This window comes from Romboutsia lituseburensis (assembly GCF_024723825.1).
Lineage (GTDB): Bacteria > Bacillota > Clostridia > Peptostreptococcales > Peptostreptococcaceae > Romboutsia_F > Romboutsia_F lituseburensis_A.
Genome location: NZ_JANQBQ010000001.1, coordinates 104,458 through 121,796 on the forward strand (window position 1 = coordinate 104,458; position 17,339 = coordinate 121,796).

10 protein-coding genes and 2 riboswitches are annotated in these 17,339 nt (G+C 27.1%); of the genes, 9 read left to right on the top strand and 1 reads right to left on the bottom strand.

Going from position 1 to position 17,339, the window contains the following annotated elements; genetic code table 11:
* Positions 1 to 223: 223 nt before the first annotated feature.
* Together NWE74_RS00540 and NWE74_RS00545 are read left to right on the top strand one after the other, a co-directional pair.
* Positions 224 to 3,442, top strand: coding sequence for a ligand-binding sensor domain-containing protein (locus NWE74_RS00540; RefSeq protein ID WP_258241307.1), 3,219 nt, complete (start codon positions 224 to 226; stop codon positions 3,440 to 3,442).
* A gap of 162 nt (positions 3,443 to 3,604) precedes the next feature.
* Positions 3,605 to 4,591 (top strand): sugar phosphate isomerase/epimerase, encoded by a 987-nt coding sequence (locus NWE74_RS00545; RefSeq protein WP_258241308.1) that lies wholly within the window; start codon positions 3,605 to 3,607, stop codon positions 4,589 to 4,591.
* A gap of 112 nt (positions 4,592 to 4,703) precedes the next feature.
* On the opposite strand, the gene NWE74_RS00550 is transcribed toward NWE74_RS00545, so the two are convergent.
* The gene (locus tag NWE74_RS00550) at positions 4,704 to 5,051 is read right to left on the bottom strand and encodes a winged helix-turn-helix transcriptional regulator (protein WP_258241309.1); all 348 of its coding nucleotides are present in this window, start codon (positions 5,049 to 5,051) and stop codon (positions 4,704 to 4,706) included.
* Between the two features lie 153 nt (positions 5,052 to 5,204).
* Here NWE74_RS00550 and NWE74_RS00555 point away from each other — a divergent pair, with 153 nt between their 5' ends.
* From NWE74_RS00555 to NWE74_RS00585, 7 genes are all read left to right on the top strand, one after another.
* Positions 5,205 to 5,924, top strand: a complete 720-nt coding sequence (locus NWE74_RS00555; protein ID WP_258241310.1) for an SDR family oxidoreductase — start codon at positions 5,205 to 5,207, stop codon at positions 5,922 to 5,924.
* A 159-nt stretch (positions 5,925 to 6,083) separates the two neighbouring features.
* Entirely contained in the window at positions 6,084 to 6,815 is a 732-nt protein-coding gene (locus NWE74_RS00560; protein ID WP_258241311.1) for an SDR family NAD(P)-dependent oxidoreductase, read from the top strand.
* A 148-nt stretch (positions 6,816 to 6,963) separates the two neighbouring features.
* A riboswitch (cyclic di-GMP riboswitch) is annotated at positions 6,964 to 7,039 on the top strand.
* Positions 7,040 to 7,271: 232 nt separating this feature from the next.
* Positions 7,272 to 9,347, top strand: coding sequence for a methyl-accepting chemotaxis protein (locus NWE74_RS00565; protein ID WP_258241312.1), 2,076 nt, complete (start codon positions 7,272 to 7,274; stop codon positions 9,345 to 9,347).
* A 219-nt stretch (positions 9,348 to 9,566) separates the two neighbouring features.
* Positions 9,567 to 10,157 (top strand): class I SAM-dependent methyltransferase, encoded by a 591-nt coding sequence (locus NWE74_RS00570; RefSeq protein ID WP_258241313.1) that lies wholly within the window; start codon positions 9,567 to 9,569, stop codon positions 10,155 to 10,157.
* Positions 10,158 to 10,173: 16 nt separating this feature from the next.
* Positions 10,174 to 10,692, top strand: a complete 519-nt coding sequence (locus NWE74_RS00575; protein ID WP_258241314.1) for an ECF transporter S component — start codon at positions 10,174 to 10,176, stop codon at positions 10,690 to 10,692.
* A gap of 212 nt (positions 10,693 to 10,904) precedes the next feature.
* Positions 10,905 to 11,588 carry a response regulator transcription factor gene (locus tag NWE74_RS00580; RefSeq protein ID WP_258241315.1) on the top strand — a complete coding sequence of 228 codons (684 nt, stop codon included), beginning with the start codon at positions 10,905 to 10,907 and terminating at the stop codon, positions 11,586 to 11,588.
* 269 nt (positions 11,589 to 11,857) lie between these two features.
* A riboswitch (cobalamin riboswitch) is annotated at positions 11,858 to 12,035 on the top strand.
* A gap of 278 nt (positions 12,036 to 12,313) precedes the next feature.
* Entirely contained in the window at positions 12,314 to 17,335 is a 5,022-nt protein-coding gene (locus NWE74_RS00585) for an S-layer homology domain-containing protein (RefSeq protein WP_258241316.1), read from the top strand.
* The last annotated feature ends 4 nt before the right edge of the window (positions 17,336 to 17,339 follow it).

Here is a 17,339-nt window from a genome sequence, read left to right on the forward strand (position 1 = left end):
TGCAAAAATATAGAATGTTTAAGTAATCGTAATTTAATTACAAAATAATAAAATCTTTATAAAAAAATTATTTGTTTAATTTTAAAATATATGGATATAAAAAAATGTAGAAAAATGTAGAAAAATGTAGAAAAAGTTATGTAAAGCTTTACCAAAAGTATAAAAGCAAATATAATATAATTAGATAATATTGTACCAAAAATTAAATAATGGAGGACTTAATTTGAAAAAGAGATTAGGTGATAATTTAAATATCAAAAACAAATTAATGCCTATATTGTTAGTTATGATTTTATATATAAATACTTCTTACGTATATGCTCATAGTTCAAATATTCAATTTAAAGATATAACTATAGATGATGGATTATCTCAATCAACAGTTGAGGCTTTATATCAGGATAGCAACGGATATATATGGATAGGTACTAATGATGGGCTTGATAGATACGATGGATATGACTTTAAAAGATATAAACAAGGTGATGATCCATCAACTAATATAGCTAGCAATTACATACTATCAATTAAAGAAGACAATAAAAAAAATATATGGGTAGCTACAGTAAGCGGGTTAAGTAAAATTGATACAAAAAATAATAAAATAACTAACTATTTTGATACAAAGGAAAGTGGTAATTTATCTCACTATAATATATGCGATATATTAATCACCAAAGATAATAAAGTTTTAGTAGCAACAGGTGATGGGTTAAATTTATATGATGAGGAAAATGATAACTTTAAAAGAATCCTTAGGTATAATTTGACTAGTCAAGATATATATAGTTTAGATCAAGATGAAAAAGAAAATATATGGGTAGGAACATATAATGGATTAAACAAAATCGATATAAAAAGCAAAAGTGTTGAATACTTTTATAGCAAAGATAAAGACTCAATAAGTGAAGACACTATTTATAAAGTTTATAGTGATAAAAATGGATATGTTTGGGTAGGAACATTTAGTTCAGGATTAAATAAAATTAATATAAACACAAATGAAGTTACAGTATATAAAAATATAGATGAAGATAATACTTCACTTCCAGGAAATTTTGTTAGAAGTATTTTAAAAGATAGCCAAGATAATGTATGGGTAGCTACAGATAGAGGCCTTGCTAAATATAATGAAGATAGTGAATCATTTTTAAGATATAGCAATGATGTAGGGAATAGATACAGTTTGTTAAATAATGATGTATTTTCTTTAATGCAAGATAATACAGGTCTTGTGTGGGTTGGAACATATGAAGGTATAAGTTTATTTGATCCAAGAAATAATATAGAACACTATAAAAAAAGACCTTCGGAAAAATATTCTTTAAACAGTAGTATTATACATGGAATATATGAGGATGATAATGAAAATCTATGGATAGGAACTAGGTCTGACGGTATAAATATTATAGATAGAAAAAAAGATACAGTACAGTATATAACTAAAGACAGCGGACTTAGTAATAACTCTATAAATTATATAACGGGAGGTAAAAACTATATATGGGTTGCAACAAATGACGGATTAAATAGGATAAATAAAGAAACAAAAGAAATAAAAATTTATGGTAATAAAGAAGGAATTAAAAATAATAAAGTTAAAAGTCTATGTTTAGATAGTAAAGGATATTTATGGATAGGAACCGAAAACAGTTTAAGTATATTAAATACTGAAAATGATGAAATGAAAGATATGGATTATATATTTGATAATTATAAAATAAACGATAAATATATAAGTTCTATATATGAAGATTCACAAGGTAACTATTGGATAGGAACATTTAAAGATGGTGGATTAATAAAAGTAGATACTAAACATAATGTCGTTAAGAATTATAAAAAAGATCTAAAAAATAAAAACAGTATAAGTTCAAACTCAATAAGATACATAATAGATGATACTAACGGGAATATATGGATAGGAACAAGTTATGGACTGAATAAATTAAATTTAAAATCAGAAAAATTTACAACATATAAAGAAAAAGATGGATTAAGTAGCAATACGGTATATGGAATTTTATTAGATGATAAAAATAATATTTGGATGAGTACTAATTATGGTATATCAAAATTAGACATAAAAACTGACATATTTACCAATTATAATGTAGCAGATGGATTTCAAAGCAATGAATTTAATGGAGGCGCTTGTTTTAAAAATAATAAAGGTGAATTGTTCTTTGGAGGTATAAATGGATTTAATATATTTAAACCATCTCAAATACATCAAGACAGGACGAGTATACCAAACGTTAAATTTGATGAATTCATAGTAAATGATGCTTCATATAAAGATATAAATAATATGAAATTTGACTATACAGGAAATTCAATAAAAATAAAGTATTTTTTACCAGACTATAAAGACACAAAAAATAATAGATACTATTATAAAATAGAAGGTCATGATCGTGATTGGAATGTTACTAATAACAATGAAATAATTTATAAAGATCTTGATCCAGGTAAATATACATTTGTTATAAAAGCAATAAATCATCATGGTATTGAAAGTAATGAAAGTAAGGTTACATTTATTATAAAGCCTCATATACTTTTAAGCTCAATGGCATTTTGCATTTATATACTAATAATATCAATTATACTATATTTAAATTCAACTAAAGTTAAAAGACTGGATAGATTAGTAGATAAAAAAACTATACAGCTACAAGAAGAGATGATTAAAAATAAAAATCTTTTTGACAAACTTATAAAACTTGAGCAAAATAAGACTAACTATTTTGTAAATTTATCACATGAGTTGAGAACACCTTTAAATGTAATATCTACAACTCAGCAACTTATATTAGAATTAAATAAAAGAGATGAGGGTATTGATAAAGAAAAAATAAATTACCATACTAATGTTATGCAAAGTAATACCAATAGACTTCTCAATTTAATTAATAATATAATAGATACATCTAAGATAGAAGATGGAAGTTATAACATAGATATTAAAGACAATGATATAGTTTATTTAGTAGAAGAAACATGCTTATCGTTAAAAGATTATATAGAATCTGATGGATTAAATTTAATTATAGATCCTGAGATGGAAGAAAAGATAATAGCGTGTGATAAATATGAAATAGAAAGATGTATAGTTAACTTAATAAGCAATGCAAAGAAGTTTACACCTAGAGGTGGCAAAATAGAAGTAACTATAAAAGATTTAGATGATTTTGTTCAAATCAATGTATGTGATGATGGTATAGGAATACCAAAAGATAAACAAGATCATATATTTAATAGATTTAGCCAAGTAGTAGATGGAAATTCTCATCAAAAAGGTGGAAGTGGCCTAGGTCTTACTATTACAAAGCATATAATAAAGCTTCATAATGGTGATATTTATGTAAGTAGTGAAGAAAATAAAGGAAGTACTTTTACTATATTACTACCAGTTAAGTTGAATAAAAAACTATACTAAAGAATAGGCTATAGGATAAATTTATCTTACAGCCTATTTTTAGATTATGACAATATTAAGTCAAAAAATATAAAATAGTTGATTTTTAACAAAAGTTGAATTAATCTATAGGTAAAATTTAGTAATAAAAATAGAGAGATTTCTATAGTTGGGAGAGGGGAAATGTTAAAAATAATTAATTTATCTACATATAAATTTGATATGGATAGATATGAAAATAGTAGTGAAAATATAAATAAGTTTTTAAGAAATCATAAAGTAGATGCAATAGAGTTGTTAGCACCATTAGGATATAGAGAAGATCTAATTTCAAAGGAGATTATAAAAGGGGTGCATTTAAAGCATTATCCAATGTGGTTAGATTTTTGGAATGGAAATAAAGATGGATTATTAGAGGACTTTAATAGTGTAGAAGATGTAATAAATTTTTATGGAGGCAATAGTAAAAAAGATATAATAAATCATTATAAAGAAGAGATAAAAATAGCAGAAAGTTTAAATTCAGAATATGTAGTTTTTCATGTATCTCATGTTAAATTAAAGCACTGTTATAGTTATGATTTTACATACACAGATAAAAATGTAATAGATTCAACTATAGAGCTTGTAAATGAGATATTTAAAGATTTAGAAACTAATATAACTATACTCTTTGAAAACTTATGGTGGCCAGGCCTTAGAATGTTAGATTATGATTTAGTAAAATATTTTATAGAAAGCATAGAATACGAAAATAAAGGGTTTATGCTAGACACAGGACATTTATTAAATACAAATTTAAACATACATACAGAAGAAGAAGGGATAGAATTTTTAATTAATACAGTAAATAGCTTAGGAGATTTAAAAAAATATATAAAAGGGATTCATTTAAGCAAATCAATTTCTTCAAAATATGTAAAGGAACAAATATCTAAATTTAGTAATATAGATAAGAAAATAGATGTATTTAATGAAGAGGTTTATTTTCATGTAGCAAAGATAGATGAGCATAAACCTTTTACTAATAAAAAAATAAAAGATTTAGTAGATATAATCAATCCGAGATATTTAGTATATGAATTTATAACAACATCTTTAGAAGAGTTAAGCAAATATATAAGTATACAGGATGATACTTTAGACTTATATAAAAAAGCATTCATATAAAAAATACATTTTTTTAATATGTTCTAAATTATATTGTTAATATTGTAAAAATAAATACTACTATAAAAAAGTGTCTTATATTAAAAATATAAGACACTTTTTATTTTAAACATTATTTACATTGTGGATTAATTAGTTCATATCTATCATCGAAATTTTTTTCTCCCCATTCACACATTGCTTCAAGTATAGGGTATAAGCTCATCCCTTTCTCAGTTATACTATACTCAACCTTAGGAGGTACTGTTGGATAAACTGTTCTAGAGACTAAATTATCATCTTCTAACTCTCTAAGTTGATTAGTTAAAGTTTTATGAGAGGTATGATTTATAAAAGATTTTATTTCACCAAATCTTTTAGTACCATTTTCTATTAAATAATAAAGTATAAGAGGTTTCCATTTACCTCCTATAGCATTTAAAGTTATCTCCATCTCGCAAGTTAGGCTACATTTTTTCATGAATTTTTTAAGACCTCCAAAAATAACGTCATTGAAATTACACAAAGGTTACCTTCATTTCCCTATGTAACTATAATGTGCGTACTTAAATTAAAATATTAATTTATATATAATTATAACATAATTAATAAGAAATTAAGGAGAGATATAATTATGAAAAAATTAATAGTTGTGACAGGAGCAAGTTCAGGGATAGGAAGAGACATAGCAAAGAAGTTTTCAAATAATGGTCATCCAGTACTACTGTTGGCAAGAAGGTTAGAAAAAATGGAAGAATTAAATTTACCAAACTCATTATGTAAATCAGTTGATGTTACTAATTTAGAAATGGTAAGAGAAGCTATAAAAGAAGCTGAACAAAAATTTGGAAAAGTAGACTGTTTAATTAATTGTGCTGGTATGATGTTATTAGGTCATCCAGAAGAACAAAATTTTTATGAATGGAATGATATGATAGATCTTAACATAAAAGGTATATTAACAGGAACTAATATAGTTTTAAAAAATATGGTTCAAAGAAATGAAGGAACGATAATAAATATAAGTTCAATAGCAGGAAGAAAAACTTTTGATAATCATGCAGTATATTGTGGAACTAAGTTTGCAGTTCATGCTATAACTGAAAATATAAGAAAAGAAGTATCTCAAAGTAATGTAAGAATGATAACTATATCACCAGGTGTAGTTGAAACACCTCTACTATCTCATACTACGGATGAAAATATAAAATCTGATTATAATGAGTGGAAAAAGAGCATAGAAGCAGGATTAGAGCCGGAAAGAATAGCTAGTTGTATAGAATTTGCATACAACCAACCACAAGATATTTGTATAAGAGAAATTGTTATAGCAAAAACTAAGCAAGCTGATTAATACGATACATTAAAACTTTAATTAAAATATTTAATAAAAAAATATATAGCCTACAAATTACTAAATGATAAATATATTTTAGTCGATTTGTAGGCTATAATACTTATATATTCAAATATAAAAGAGCTAAATATAAAAAGTTAAGGAGAATCTAAAACTATGTACAAAGGTAAAATAGTATTTGTAACAGGAGCTGCAAATGGATTAGGAAATGCTATAGCAAAAGAATATGCAAAGTTAAATGCATTTGTAATAGCAATAGATATAGTAGATACAAAATTTCACGAGAACAATATAGATTTTTATAAAGCTGACTTAAAAAGTGAAGATCAAATAAAAAATGTATTTAAAGATGTTGTAAAAAAATATGGATCAGTACATGTACTAATAAACAATGGAGCTATAAGTAAGTTTAATAAATCTATATTTGATATAGAATTAAGTGAATTTGATGAAGTTATAGCAGTAAACCTTAGAGGTAGCTTTATATGTTCAAAAGAATTTATAAAAGCAAACAAAGGTGAGGACTATGGAAGAATAATAAATATAGCATCAACGAGATTTAATCAAAATGAAGCTGGATGGGAAGCTTACGGTGCATCAAAAGGAGGACTAGTGTCATTAACTAATACAATGGCTGTATCTTTATCAGAAACACCTGTAACAGTTAATGCAATTAGTCCTGGATGGATTAAAGTGGATGATTATGAATTATCAGATTTAGATAAAAAACAGCATCCATCTGGAAGAGTGGGTACACCAAAAGATATTGTTAATGCTTGCTTGTTTTTGACAAGTAAAGATAACGATTTTATAAATGGAACAAATCTTATTATTGATGGTGGAATGACTAAGAAAATGATATACATGGATGATAAATGGAATTTATAATAAAAAATATATAACTATTTTATAAAAATATTATAAATACTGAATATTTTATACTAAAATCAAAAATAACTTCATAATATTACATATTTTTATAAATATTTACAAAATTTAATTTCTATGTTAATATATGCTGAGTATTCTATTATAAAAATTGAATAGGCAAAGCCGGAGTGATCTGGTGACGCAAAGCTATAGGGACTTTTTTAAGTTAGCCAGTTGCATAAATTATCTTTTAAAAAAAGAGTGTAAACTTATAAAAAGAGTGTAAGCGGGCTTAGGTTTATGCTCTTTTATTTTTTTGCAAAATGCATGGTGTCTAACTATTAAAATAATTAGTGAAGGGGAGGTTTATTTATACAAATATATTTAAAGGTAACTAAGCTTATTTGTGGGAAAAACTGTTAATAAAATGACAAATAAAAGAAAATGTAAAAGAATATAAAGGAGAAAGTACGAATGAAATTTCAATTCAAACTAAAAAGTAAGGATAATCATAAAGATAAAAGTATAAAGACTCAACTTACTTTAATAATAGTATGTTTTGCAGTTATTAGTTGTGTATTTTTAGGGTCAATAACAAGCTTTTTAACTTATAAAAGCTCTGAAGAAATTTTATCAAAAACAGTTGTAGAGACTACTAAACAAGTCTCTGAAAATGCAGCAGCTAAAATAAAAAATGTTCAAAATGCAGCGATTCAAACAGGTATTATGCAAAAAATATCAGATCCTAATGTAAGTATTGAAGAAAAACAAAAAATTATAACAAATCAAGAGAAATTATATGGATTAGCATTAGGTCAAATTATAGATGCAAATGGGAAAGATATCTTTAGTGGAAAGGACTATTCAGAGAGAGATTATTTTAAAATTTCTATGAGTGGTAAAGAATACTTAAGTAGTCCAGTTATAAGTAAAGTAACAGGAGATTTAACTCTAGTAGTTTCGGCACCTATTTGGAAAGATGGAATACAAGGAAGTGAAATAGTTGGAGTTGTATCATTTGACCCACCTAAGGAACTTTTAAATGATATAGTAAAAGGTATACAAGTAAGTGAAAATAGTTATGCATACCTTATAGATAGTGAAGGTACTGTAATTGGTCATAAAGATGAAAGTCGTATAGGGGTAGCAAACTCTATAAAAGAGGCTCAGACAGATGAAAGTCAAGTGCCTTTTGCAGAAGCTGACAAAAAGCTTATATCAGGACAAACAGGATATACAACAGCTAAGTTTAATGGACAAAGTTGGGTATTAGGATATGCACCTGTAAGCAATAGCAACGGATGGGGTATAGGTGTAATGGCGAATGCAAAAGATTTTATGAGTTCAACATATCGCTCAATGATAATAACTGCAATAACGACAGTTGTATTTACAATAATCGCATTTGCGGTAGCTATAATATTCTCTAATAAAATAGGAAATCCATTAAAATCATGTAGTGAAAGATTAAAATCATTAGCAGAAGGTGATCTAAACTCAGATACTATTGAGCTAGATGCTAATAATGAAATTGGTTTAGTAGCAGATGCCACTACTAATATTGTAGAAGATTTAAGAAGCATGATAAATGAACTTACGTACATATTAACAGAAGTTAGCAATGGAAACTTAGATGTTGAAGTAGATAATGAACATTTAAATGAGCTATTTAGAAATGATTTTGCTCCTATACTATTAGCAGTAAATAAAATTGTAGAAGGCCTAAATGATACTTTATCTCAAATAAATATAGCAGGAGAACAAGTTTCAGTAGGTTCTGATCAAGTAGCAGAAGGGGCACAATTATTATCTCAAGGAGCGACAGAACAAGCTAGTTCAGTTCAAGAACTTTCAGCAACAATAAATGAAGTTTCAATGCAAATAAAGCAAACTGCACAAAATGCAGAAAGAGCAAAACAAATTTCTATACAATCAAGTGCAGCTACAGAAAAAGGTAAAAAGCAAATGCAAGAGATGATTGCAGCTATGAATGAAATAAGCAATACATCTAATCAAATAGGTAATATAATAAAGAATATAGATGATATAGCATTCCAAACAAACATATTAGCATTAAATGCAGCAGTAGAAGCAGCTCGTGCTGGTGAAGCTGGTAAAGGATTTGCTGTTGTAGCAGATGAAGTAAGAAACTTAGCGGCAAAGTCTGCTCAAAGTGCAAAGGATACAGCAGAGTTAATTGAAAAGTCACTTTTAGCAATCGAAAATGGAAGTGGAATTGTTTCTGAAACTGCAAAATCTCTTGAAGAAGTTGTTTCTGGGGCACAAAAATCTGCTGAAGTTATACAAGAAATAGCAGATGCAAGTAATGAACAAGCTCAACATATAAATCAAGTAAATATAGGTGTTGAACAAATCTCAGTTGTTGTTCAAACAAATTCAGCAACAGCAGAAGAAAGTGCTGCAGCTAGTGAAGAGTTATCAAGCCAAGCTGAGATGTTAAAGGAGCTTATAGGAAAGTTCAATTTAAAAGAAGAGCAAGATGGAAAATTCTTTGATAGTAAAATGCTATTTGATAGCGAAGAATTTTAAATATTAGAATAGACTATTTAATAAAATTATAGTAAATAATATTTTAAAAAATGTAATATCTAAGAATATTGAGAGAAAATGTCTAACGAAAAAGATTGAAAAAGAATCATATACAATGATACTATAAAATTGTAATAAAGCCATGAAGGTTTGATACTCTTAAAAGAGTAATAATCTTTATGGCTTTTTTATGTAAAAATATATTTTTAGGGGGATAGTATGGAACAAAGAGAATTTTTTGATAGTATAGCCAAAGAGTGGGATAACATTATAGAAGTAAATGAAGAAAAAATTAACACTCTTTTATCTAAATTAGATATTAAAGATAACGATAATATACTAGATGTTGGAACTGGGACTGGTGTTTTAATACCATTTTTAAAGAATTTAAATACAAATGGTATTATAAAAGGGGTAGATATTTCAAGTGGTATGTTAGATATAGCTAGTCAAAAGTTTAAGGATACTGAAAATGTATCGTTTGAAGTTTTAGATATAGAAAATTCCACATTAGAAGAAAAATACGATAAGATAGTTCTTTACTCAATGTTTCCTCATTTACAAAATAAAACAAATACAATTAAAACATTGGTTGAAAATAATTTAAATGAAGAAGGAAAGCTTATAATAGCGCATTCAAATAGTAGAGAATTTTTAAATAATATGCACAAAGAAAAAGATAAAATAGTTAGTGAAGACAGGCTTATATCAATAAAAGAGCAGAAAGTTTTATTTGAACAAGTTAATCTAAATGTATTAGATGCTTATGAGGATGACGAAATATATTATCTGGTTGTAAATAAAAAATAATAGGGGGATAATAATCATGAGAAATAAGAAAATAGTTTTATCAGGTTTATTTATAGCATTTGGAATAGTATTTCCAATGATATTTCATACAGTTAACTTAGCAGGACCAATATTTTTACCAATGCATATCCCAGTACTAGTAGCTGGATTTTTATTGGGACCAATTTGTGGTGCTATTGTAGGTATTTTAACTCCAATACTGAGTGGAGTTATGACAGGTATGCCGCCAATAGTTCCAGTTATGCCAATTATGGCTTTTGAACTTTGTGCATATGGTTTAATAACAGGATTTTTATTTAAAAAAACAAATCAAATATATATTTCATTAGTAGGGGCAATGATAGGTGGTAGAATATTTGCTTTAGTTGGAGCTTATATAGTATCTATGACTATAGCACCACAAGTTAGTCCTATAATGTTTGTGTTTGGTAGTTTGACTAAAGCAATACCAGGTATGATAATACAGTTAATATTTATACCAATACTAGTTAAATTCATCACTAACAATAAGGAGATTTCAAAAGTTTTAGCTTAAATTAAAGAAATAATTAATAAAAAACTATCTCTAAGTAATATGAAATAATACTTAGAGATAGTTTTTTATTGTTTAAATTGTACTAATTATGACATAATAATGACACTAAAATAACAAAAAGACTTTATATAATAAAATATATAGATAATTTTATTATAAACTATTAAAAATATATTTAGATAATGGAGAATTTTTAGAGGGAGTGAGGTTAATTGTCAAATAGTTTGATACTTATATGTGATGATGAAACATCAGTACATGACACTATAGGAGAGTATTTAAAATTAGAAAGGATGGATTATATATCTTCATATGATGGATTAGATGCACTTGATAAAGCAAAAACAATTCAGCCAGATTTAATATTGATGGATGTAACAATGCCGAAAATGTTTGGGACAGATGTTTGTAGGGAAGTTCGAAAATATAGTGAGGTACCTATTATTATGCTAACAGCAAAATCAGAAACTATAGATAAAATAATTGGCCTAGAATTAGGAGCAGATGATTATATAACAAAGCCTTTTTCACCAAGAGAGGTTGTAACAAGAATAAAAACAGTGTTAAGAAGAAGTAATAGCTTCTCTAGGATGAATAATAGAATAAAGTATAGAGACCTTGAAATAAGTATCGATACTTATGAAGTTTATATAAGAGGTAAATTGGTAAAATTTACACCTAAAGAAATTAAAATTCTTTATATGCTTGCATCTAATCCTGGAATTATTTTAAATAGAGATGAGATATTATCAGAAGTTTGGGGGTATGGGTACCTTGGAGATACTCGAGTTGTTGATACTCAGATAAAAAGACTTAGAAAAAAAATACCACAAGATGAAGTAAATTGGAAAATTAGGTCGATATATGGTGTAGGTTATAAGTTTGAAATAAGCTAGTAATTATTAATGTCATTATGGGGAAAAAGAGTTGATTAACACGTATTAATCAACTTTTTTTAGTTTTTCTATATTAAATAAATAAAATAACAAACAATAATTATGATTTAAATAAAATGTAGATTGTTATATTATGTAAAAAAATAAGAATTTGTACTTATTATGACACCCTTATGACACAAATGAAAAAAAATAATATGTATAATTGGAATTAGAGGAACAAATTTATTTAAATTAAAATTATTGTTCAATATGCTTATACACTAAAACAAAATATATATGGCAAAGGTGTATTATTACTTAATAGGGAATTTGGTTAAATGCCAAAGCTGCCCCAGTAACTGTAATCGATGATGAGTTAGCAAAATGCCACTGCTAAAAAAGCGGGAAGGTGCTAATAAGGATGAATCGTAAGCCAGGAGACCTGCCTATGCCACGAATAGATCTTTCTGGGGAAATATATCACTATGTATAGAAAAAATAAAAAAATATATATATGTGATTTTTCTTGGTTAGATATTCATACTTGAATATCTTTTTTAATTATAAATATAAGTATAATTTTGTTATAGCTATTTTTATGATTGTAAGCATATTATCTCTAAACATGGCATGTGTAATTAAATAATCTAAAAAATTTCACAAGTATAACTTTTTCTTAAGTGGGGGGATAAAAAATGTATTTTATGTATTAAATAGAGTACTAAAAAAAAGGGGGAGTTTAAATGAGTAAAATTAAAAAGGCTAAGTATAAGACTATTATGAGCTTACTACTTACATTAGCATTAATTATTAATGTTATACCAGTAAGTGCACTGACATCTAATAATATGTATAATATGAAGCCAACACAAGAAATTACAGAAGATGACATCAATGCTAGTCAGTATGAAACTTACTATCACTCTGATAATATTGACTATACCTACAAGGGTGATATAGTGGAGTTTGTTTCAGATAATGAAATAAGAGTTGAAGGAAAAAATGTAAATTTAAAAAATAAACCAATAGATATAAATCAGACGGTGGAAGGTAATCAAGTTACCATAAAATTCAGTAGTATAGATGTACCTATTTATACGGTTTCAGGTCAATGGAACTCTAGTTATGGCGGAGATTATAGAATTGTATATAAGTCTGATATTCCAGGAAAGGAAGAGTTAAGATCAGAATCTAAGGATTTAAAAAAGCTAATTATAAGTGATTTAAGTCCAGGAGAATATCATCTAACAAATGGAACTGTATACGAGGAAGCTAATGAGTGGAGTCCAGGAATACCTAATATTGGTACTGAGGGTAACTTTGGAACATTACCAAATATAACTATAAAAGTAGAAGAAGACCATGAATGTGAAAATAAAGATATGGTTAAATTCTCAATAGAAAAAAGAACTATAGGTAAAGGTGACACTCTTTCACTACAAAGCATAGCTTTCGATGAAGGCGATACAGCTTGGTCAGTATTAAAGAAAGTTACTGATGAAAATAATATACCTATAGAATATACAGGAAGTGGTAGTAACCTATATGTTAGTTCTATAGATGGTGATGGAGAATTTGACCACGGGAATGGAAGTGGATGGAAGTATGAAGTAAATGGAGAATTTCCTGATGTAGGTTTAGATAGCTATAAAATAAAAAAAGACGATATTATAAGACTTAGATATTGTGTAACTGTAAATTCTGAGGAATTAAAAAAACCACTAGTTAAATATTTATCGGAAATAACATATAATGCAATTGACACTTTAAGTAAAGGTAATTATACAGAGGAATCTAAGCGTAATTTACAAAATGCTATAGATGAAGCTAAAGTAATAATAAATGACGAAAAATACAATAGTAAAGAAACAGAAGCAGAAATTATAGTAAGTAAATATATAAGCAAAATAAATATAGCAGTGAACAGACTAGTAGAATCAAGTTGTGGTACAGAGGAAGATATAAATAACGTACCTAATGACTTTGCCAATGATTTATGGTTACAATATGATTTTAAAGAAATGAAGGTAGGAGAACAGTCAGATATATACCCACGTAGAATACCTCAAATAGTAGGAAGTAGTATAGAAAATGATGTACATAGGCCTAATTTTAAATTTAAAATAGTTAAAGGAGACAGCATATCATTAAGTACTAATAGTAGTAGTGAAAAAACATTAGTAACTGCTGAAAAAGAAGGAACTACTATAGTTAAAGTTACATATGATGAGACAACTTATAAAGATAGAACATATGGAGCTAGTTCAAGTGTAAATACTGCTTATGTAGTATTTAATGTTACAAATAGTGATACTGATATAAAAATAAGTACTGATATAAAGCAAGATTCATATGATACTATATATTTTAAAAATGGAAATAGTACTGATTTAACGTTTAAAGTTAATGCAACTAATGCGGAGAATATAAAGGTTACATGTAACGATGAAGTACTAACAAAAAATGGAGATTCATATACTGCAAAGTTAAAAAATAGAAGTAATATCATTGGTATTGAAGCAACAAATAGCAAAGGTGAAACTAAGAGTTATTATAAAGTTGTAGATGCCAGAAAAATAGAAATAGATATAAAAAATAAAACTAACCCAGGTAAACAAATTGGTAAAGGTGATACAGCGCAAATAAGCTTTAAAGGTGTATCTAATCCAGTAGGAAAGTTAGCTACAATATATAATCCAACATTTATAAGTCAGTGGGGAGATACAAAAGGAACTTTTGTAGAGTATAAAAATGATACAGTGGGAATTATTAAAGGATATTGTTCACAATGGGATTTAGACAAAAAGAATACTATAGAGTTTAAGTTTGATAAAGAGGGAACTTATGATTTCTCAGAAGGACGTATATTTAGTCAATGGTGGGGAAGTCCTTTAGGAACAGATAAAGAAGTCCAAGGATCTGGAAATCCAAATCTTGGAGCACCAACACAGGAAAGATATTTCTCTAAAATGCCAAACTTTAGCATTGAAGTAGGTGAAAAAAATGAAGCTGAGGTAGTTGATGTTACAGAAGTAATTTTAAATGAAAGTAATTTAAAAATAAATGAAGGTGAGTTTAAAAATATAAATGCAACTGTAAAACCAGAAAATGCTACTAATAAATCTGTAAAATGGACTAGTTCAGATGAAAATATAGCTAGTGTTGAAAATGGTAAAATAACTGGTAAAAAAGCAGGAACTGTTATCATAACTGTTACTACAGTAGATGGTAGCTTTAAATCTACTTGTGATGTGAAAATAATAGCTAAAGAATTTGTACAACTACAAAATCTGATAAAGGAAATAGAAAAATTACAAGAAAAAGAGTATGAGCCAAAAGAGTGGAAACTTTTAATGGATCAACTGGAAAAGGCAAAATCTATTTTAAATAATGAAAATTCTTCAATACAAGATTTAAAAGAAGTAAAAGAAAAATTACAACAAGCAAAACAAAATTTAGTTTCAATCCCTTGGAAATTTGAAATTAGCCCAACTAATATAGTTCCAGGGAGTGAAGTTATAGTAACTTTCCCTAATATGCCAATACCATCAGCTTCTGTACCAGGTCCGACAATATCTTTATTAACTAAATATAATTTAGATATACCTGGAATAACTGAAACAATTAAATCTGAAGATGGTAAATATGAAAATGAATTAATAAAAACTATTAAGTTTAAAATTCCAAAAGAAGCACAACCTGGAATATATAAAATGACTAATGGACATGTGGTTGTACAAAAACCTCAATTTGGAAGTTTTACATTCTATAAAGATGAAATGCCAGAAATAGATATAGTTGTAAATGCTGAATCAGTAGATACAACAGAAGGTATAAAGCATGCAGCTGATTGGGAACTTGAAAATGTTAAAGCTCCAGGATATCAAGATGAATGGGATATACTAGGTCTTAGCAGAGGAGATGTAAAAGTACCAGATGATTATTATGAAGCATATTATAAAAACTTGGTAGAGGTAGTTAAAGACAAGAAAGGAGAGCTTAATAAAAATAAATACACTGAGTATTCAAGAGTTATAATAGCACTTACAGCACTAGGATATGATCCAACAGATGTGGTAGGATACAACTTAGTAGAAAAATTATATGATTTTGATAATGTATCTAAGCAGGGTATAAATGGTATAATATTTGCACTTATAGCATTAGACAGTAAAGACTTTGATATAAAGGGTGATTTAAATTCAAGAGAGATGATGATAAATCATATACTTAAAAATCAACTTGAGGATGGTGGATTTGCGCTAAGCGGAAATAAAGGTGAGATAGATATAACAGCTATGGCAATTCAAGCTTTAGCTAAATATAAAAATCAAGAAAATGTTAAAGTAGCAATAGAAAAGGCATTAAATTTCTTATCAAATTCTCAAATAGAAACAGGAGGATTCCAGATTAAATCATCATTGTTTAAAAATATAATGAATGATATAACTAATAATGAAGCAGAAAATGTAGAAAGTGCAGCTCAAGTTTTAGTTGCTATAAATTCACTAGGTATAGATAATACAGATCAACGATTTGTTAAAAATGGAAAAACAATAGTAGATAATATAATGACATTTAAAGCAAATGATGGAGGATTTAAACATTTAAAGAGTGAAAAAAAGGCAAATGATATGGCGACTGAACAGGTTTTATATGCTTTAGTGTCACAAAATAGGTTAGAAAATAACAAAACTAACCTATACGACATGAGTGATGTAAAAGAAAATAAACCAGAAATACCGAGTACTAATGAAAAACCAAGAGTAAATGCAAGTGATAAAGATATAAAAGTTGGGGTGAAGTTTAATCCTATATTAGGAGTTACTGCAACTGATAAAGAAGATGGAGATTTAACTTATAAAATAAAGGTTACTAAAAATACAGTAAACACATCAAAAGTAGGAATATATAAGGTAACATATGAAGTAAGTGATAGTGATGAAAATACGACTACAAAAGAGATAAAGGTTAGAGTAATAGAAAATGAATTAATAAATGAAAAGCCAGAAATAACAGCTAAAGATGTGGATTTAAATGTTGGAGATATTTTTAATCCTAAAAAAGGCGTTTCGGCTTATGATAAAGAAGATGGAGATTTAACAAAGTTTATAAGAATAAAAACAAATACAGTAAATACATCAAAAGTAGGAATATATAAGGTAACATATGAAGTAAGTGATAGTGATGAAAATACGACTACAAAAGATATAAAAGTTAGAGTTAGGGAAAAGGAAATCGGTATCAACTTTAATGATATAAAAGGTCATTGGGCAGAAAATCAAATAAAAGATTTTGTAGAAAAAAAATATATAGATGGTTATAGCGACGATACATTTAAACCTAACAATTTAACAACAAGAGCAGAGTTTATAAAAATAGTAAACAAAGTATTTAAATATACACAAATTGGAGACGAGTCATTTACAGACATTAAAAAAGCAAATTGGTTTTATAATGATGTATGCATAGCAGTAAAAGCAGGATATATAAAAGGAAAATCAAAAGATATATTTTCACCAAATGATTATATAACAAGAGAAGAAGTAGCAACAATACTTACAAATATAAAAAATAATAAAGATAATAATTTAGATAAATTAAATAAGTATAAAGATGCAAATAATGTATCTGAGTGGGCTAAATCTTCAGTAGAAGGTTCGATAGAAGCAGGGTATTTAAAAGGATATGAGGATAACACAATAAAATCTAAGTCAAATATAACACGAGCTGAAAGTGTGGTTACACTGAGTAGAATAAGATAAGTAA

Bases quoted from the DNA above. Each gene is read 5' to 3' on its own strand.
- NWE74_RS00545 (WP_258241308.1), top strand. From the start codon at position 3,605: ATGTTAAAAATAATTAATTTATCTACATATAAATTTGATATGGATAGA.
- NWE74_RS00575 (WP_258241314.1), top strand. From the start codon at position 10,174: ATGAGAAATAAGAAAATAGTTTTATCAGGTTTATTTATAGCATTTGGA.
- NWE74_RS00550 (WP_258241309.1), bottom strand. From the start codon at position 5,051: ATGAAAAAATGTAGCCTAACTTGCGAGATGGAGATAACTTTAAATGCT.
- NWE74_RS00560 (WP_258241311.1), top strand. From the start codon at position 6,084: ATGTACAAAGGTAAAATAGTATTTGTAACAGGAGCTGCAAATGGATTA.
- NWE74_RS00555 (WP_258241310.1), top strand. From the start codon at position 5,205: ATGAAAAAATTAATAGTTGTGACAGGAGCAAGTTCAGGGATAGGAAGA.
- NWE74_RS00585 (WP_258241316.1), top strand. From the start codon at position 12,314: ATGAGTAAAATTAAAAAGGCTAAGTATAAGACTATTATGAGCTTACTA.
- NWE74_RS00565 (WP_258241312.1), top strand. From the start codon at position 7,272: ATGAAATTTCAATTCAAACTAAAAAGTAAGGATAATCATAAAGATAAA.
- NWE74_RS00570 (WP_258241313.1), top strand. From the start codon at position 9,567: ATGGAACAAAGAGAATTTTTTGATAGTATAGCCAAAGAGTGGGATAAC.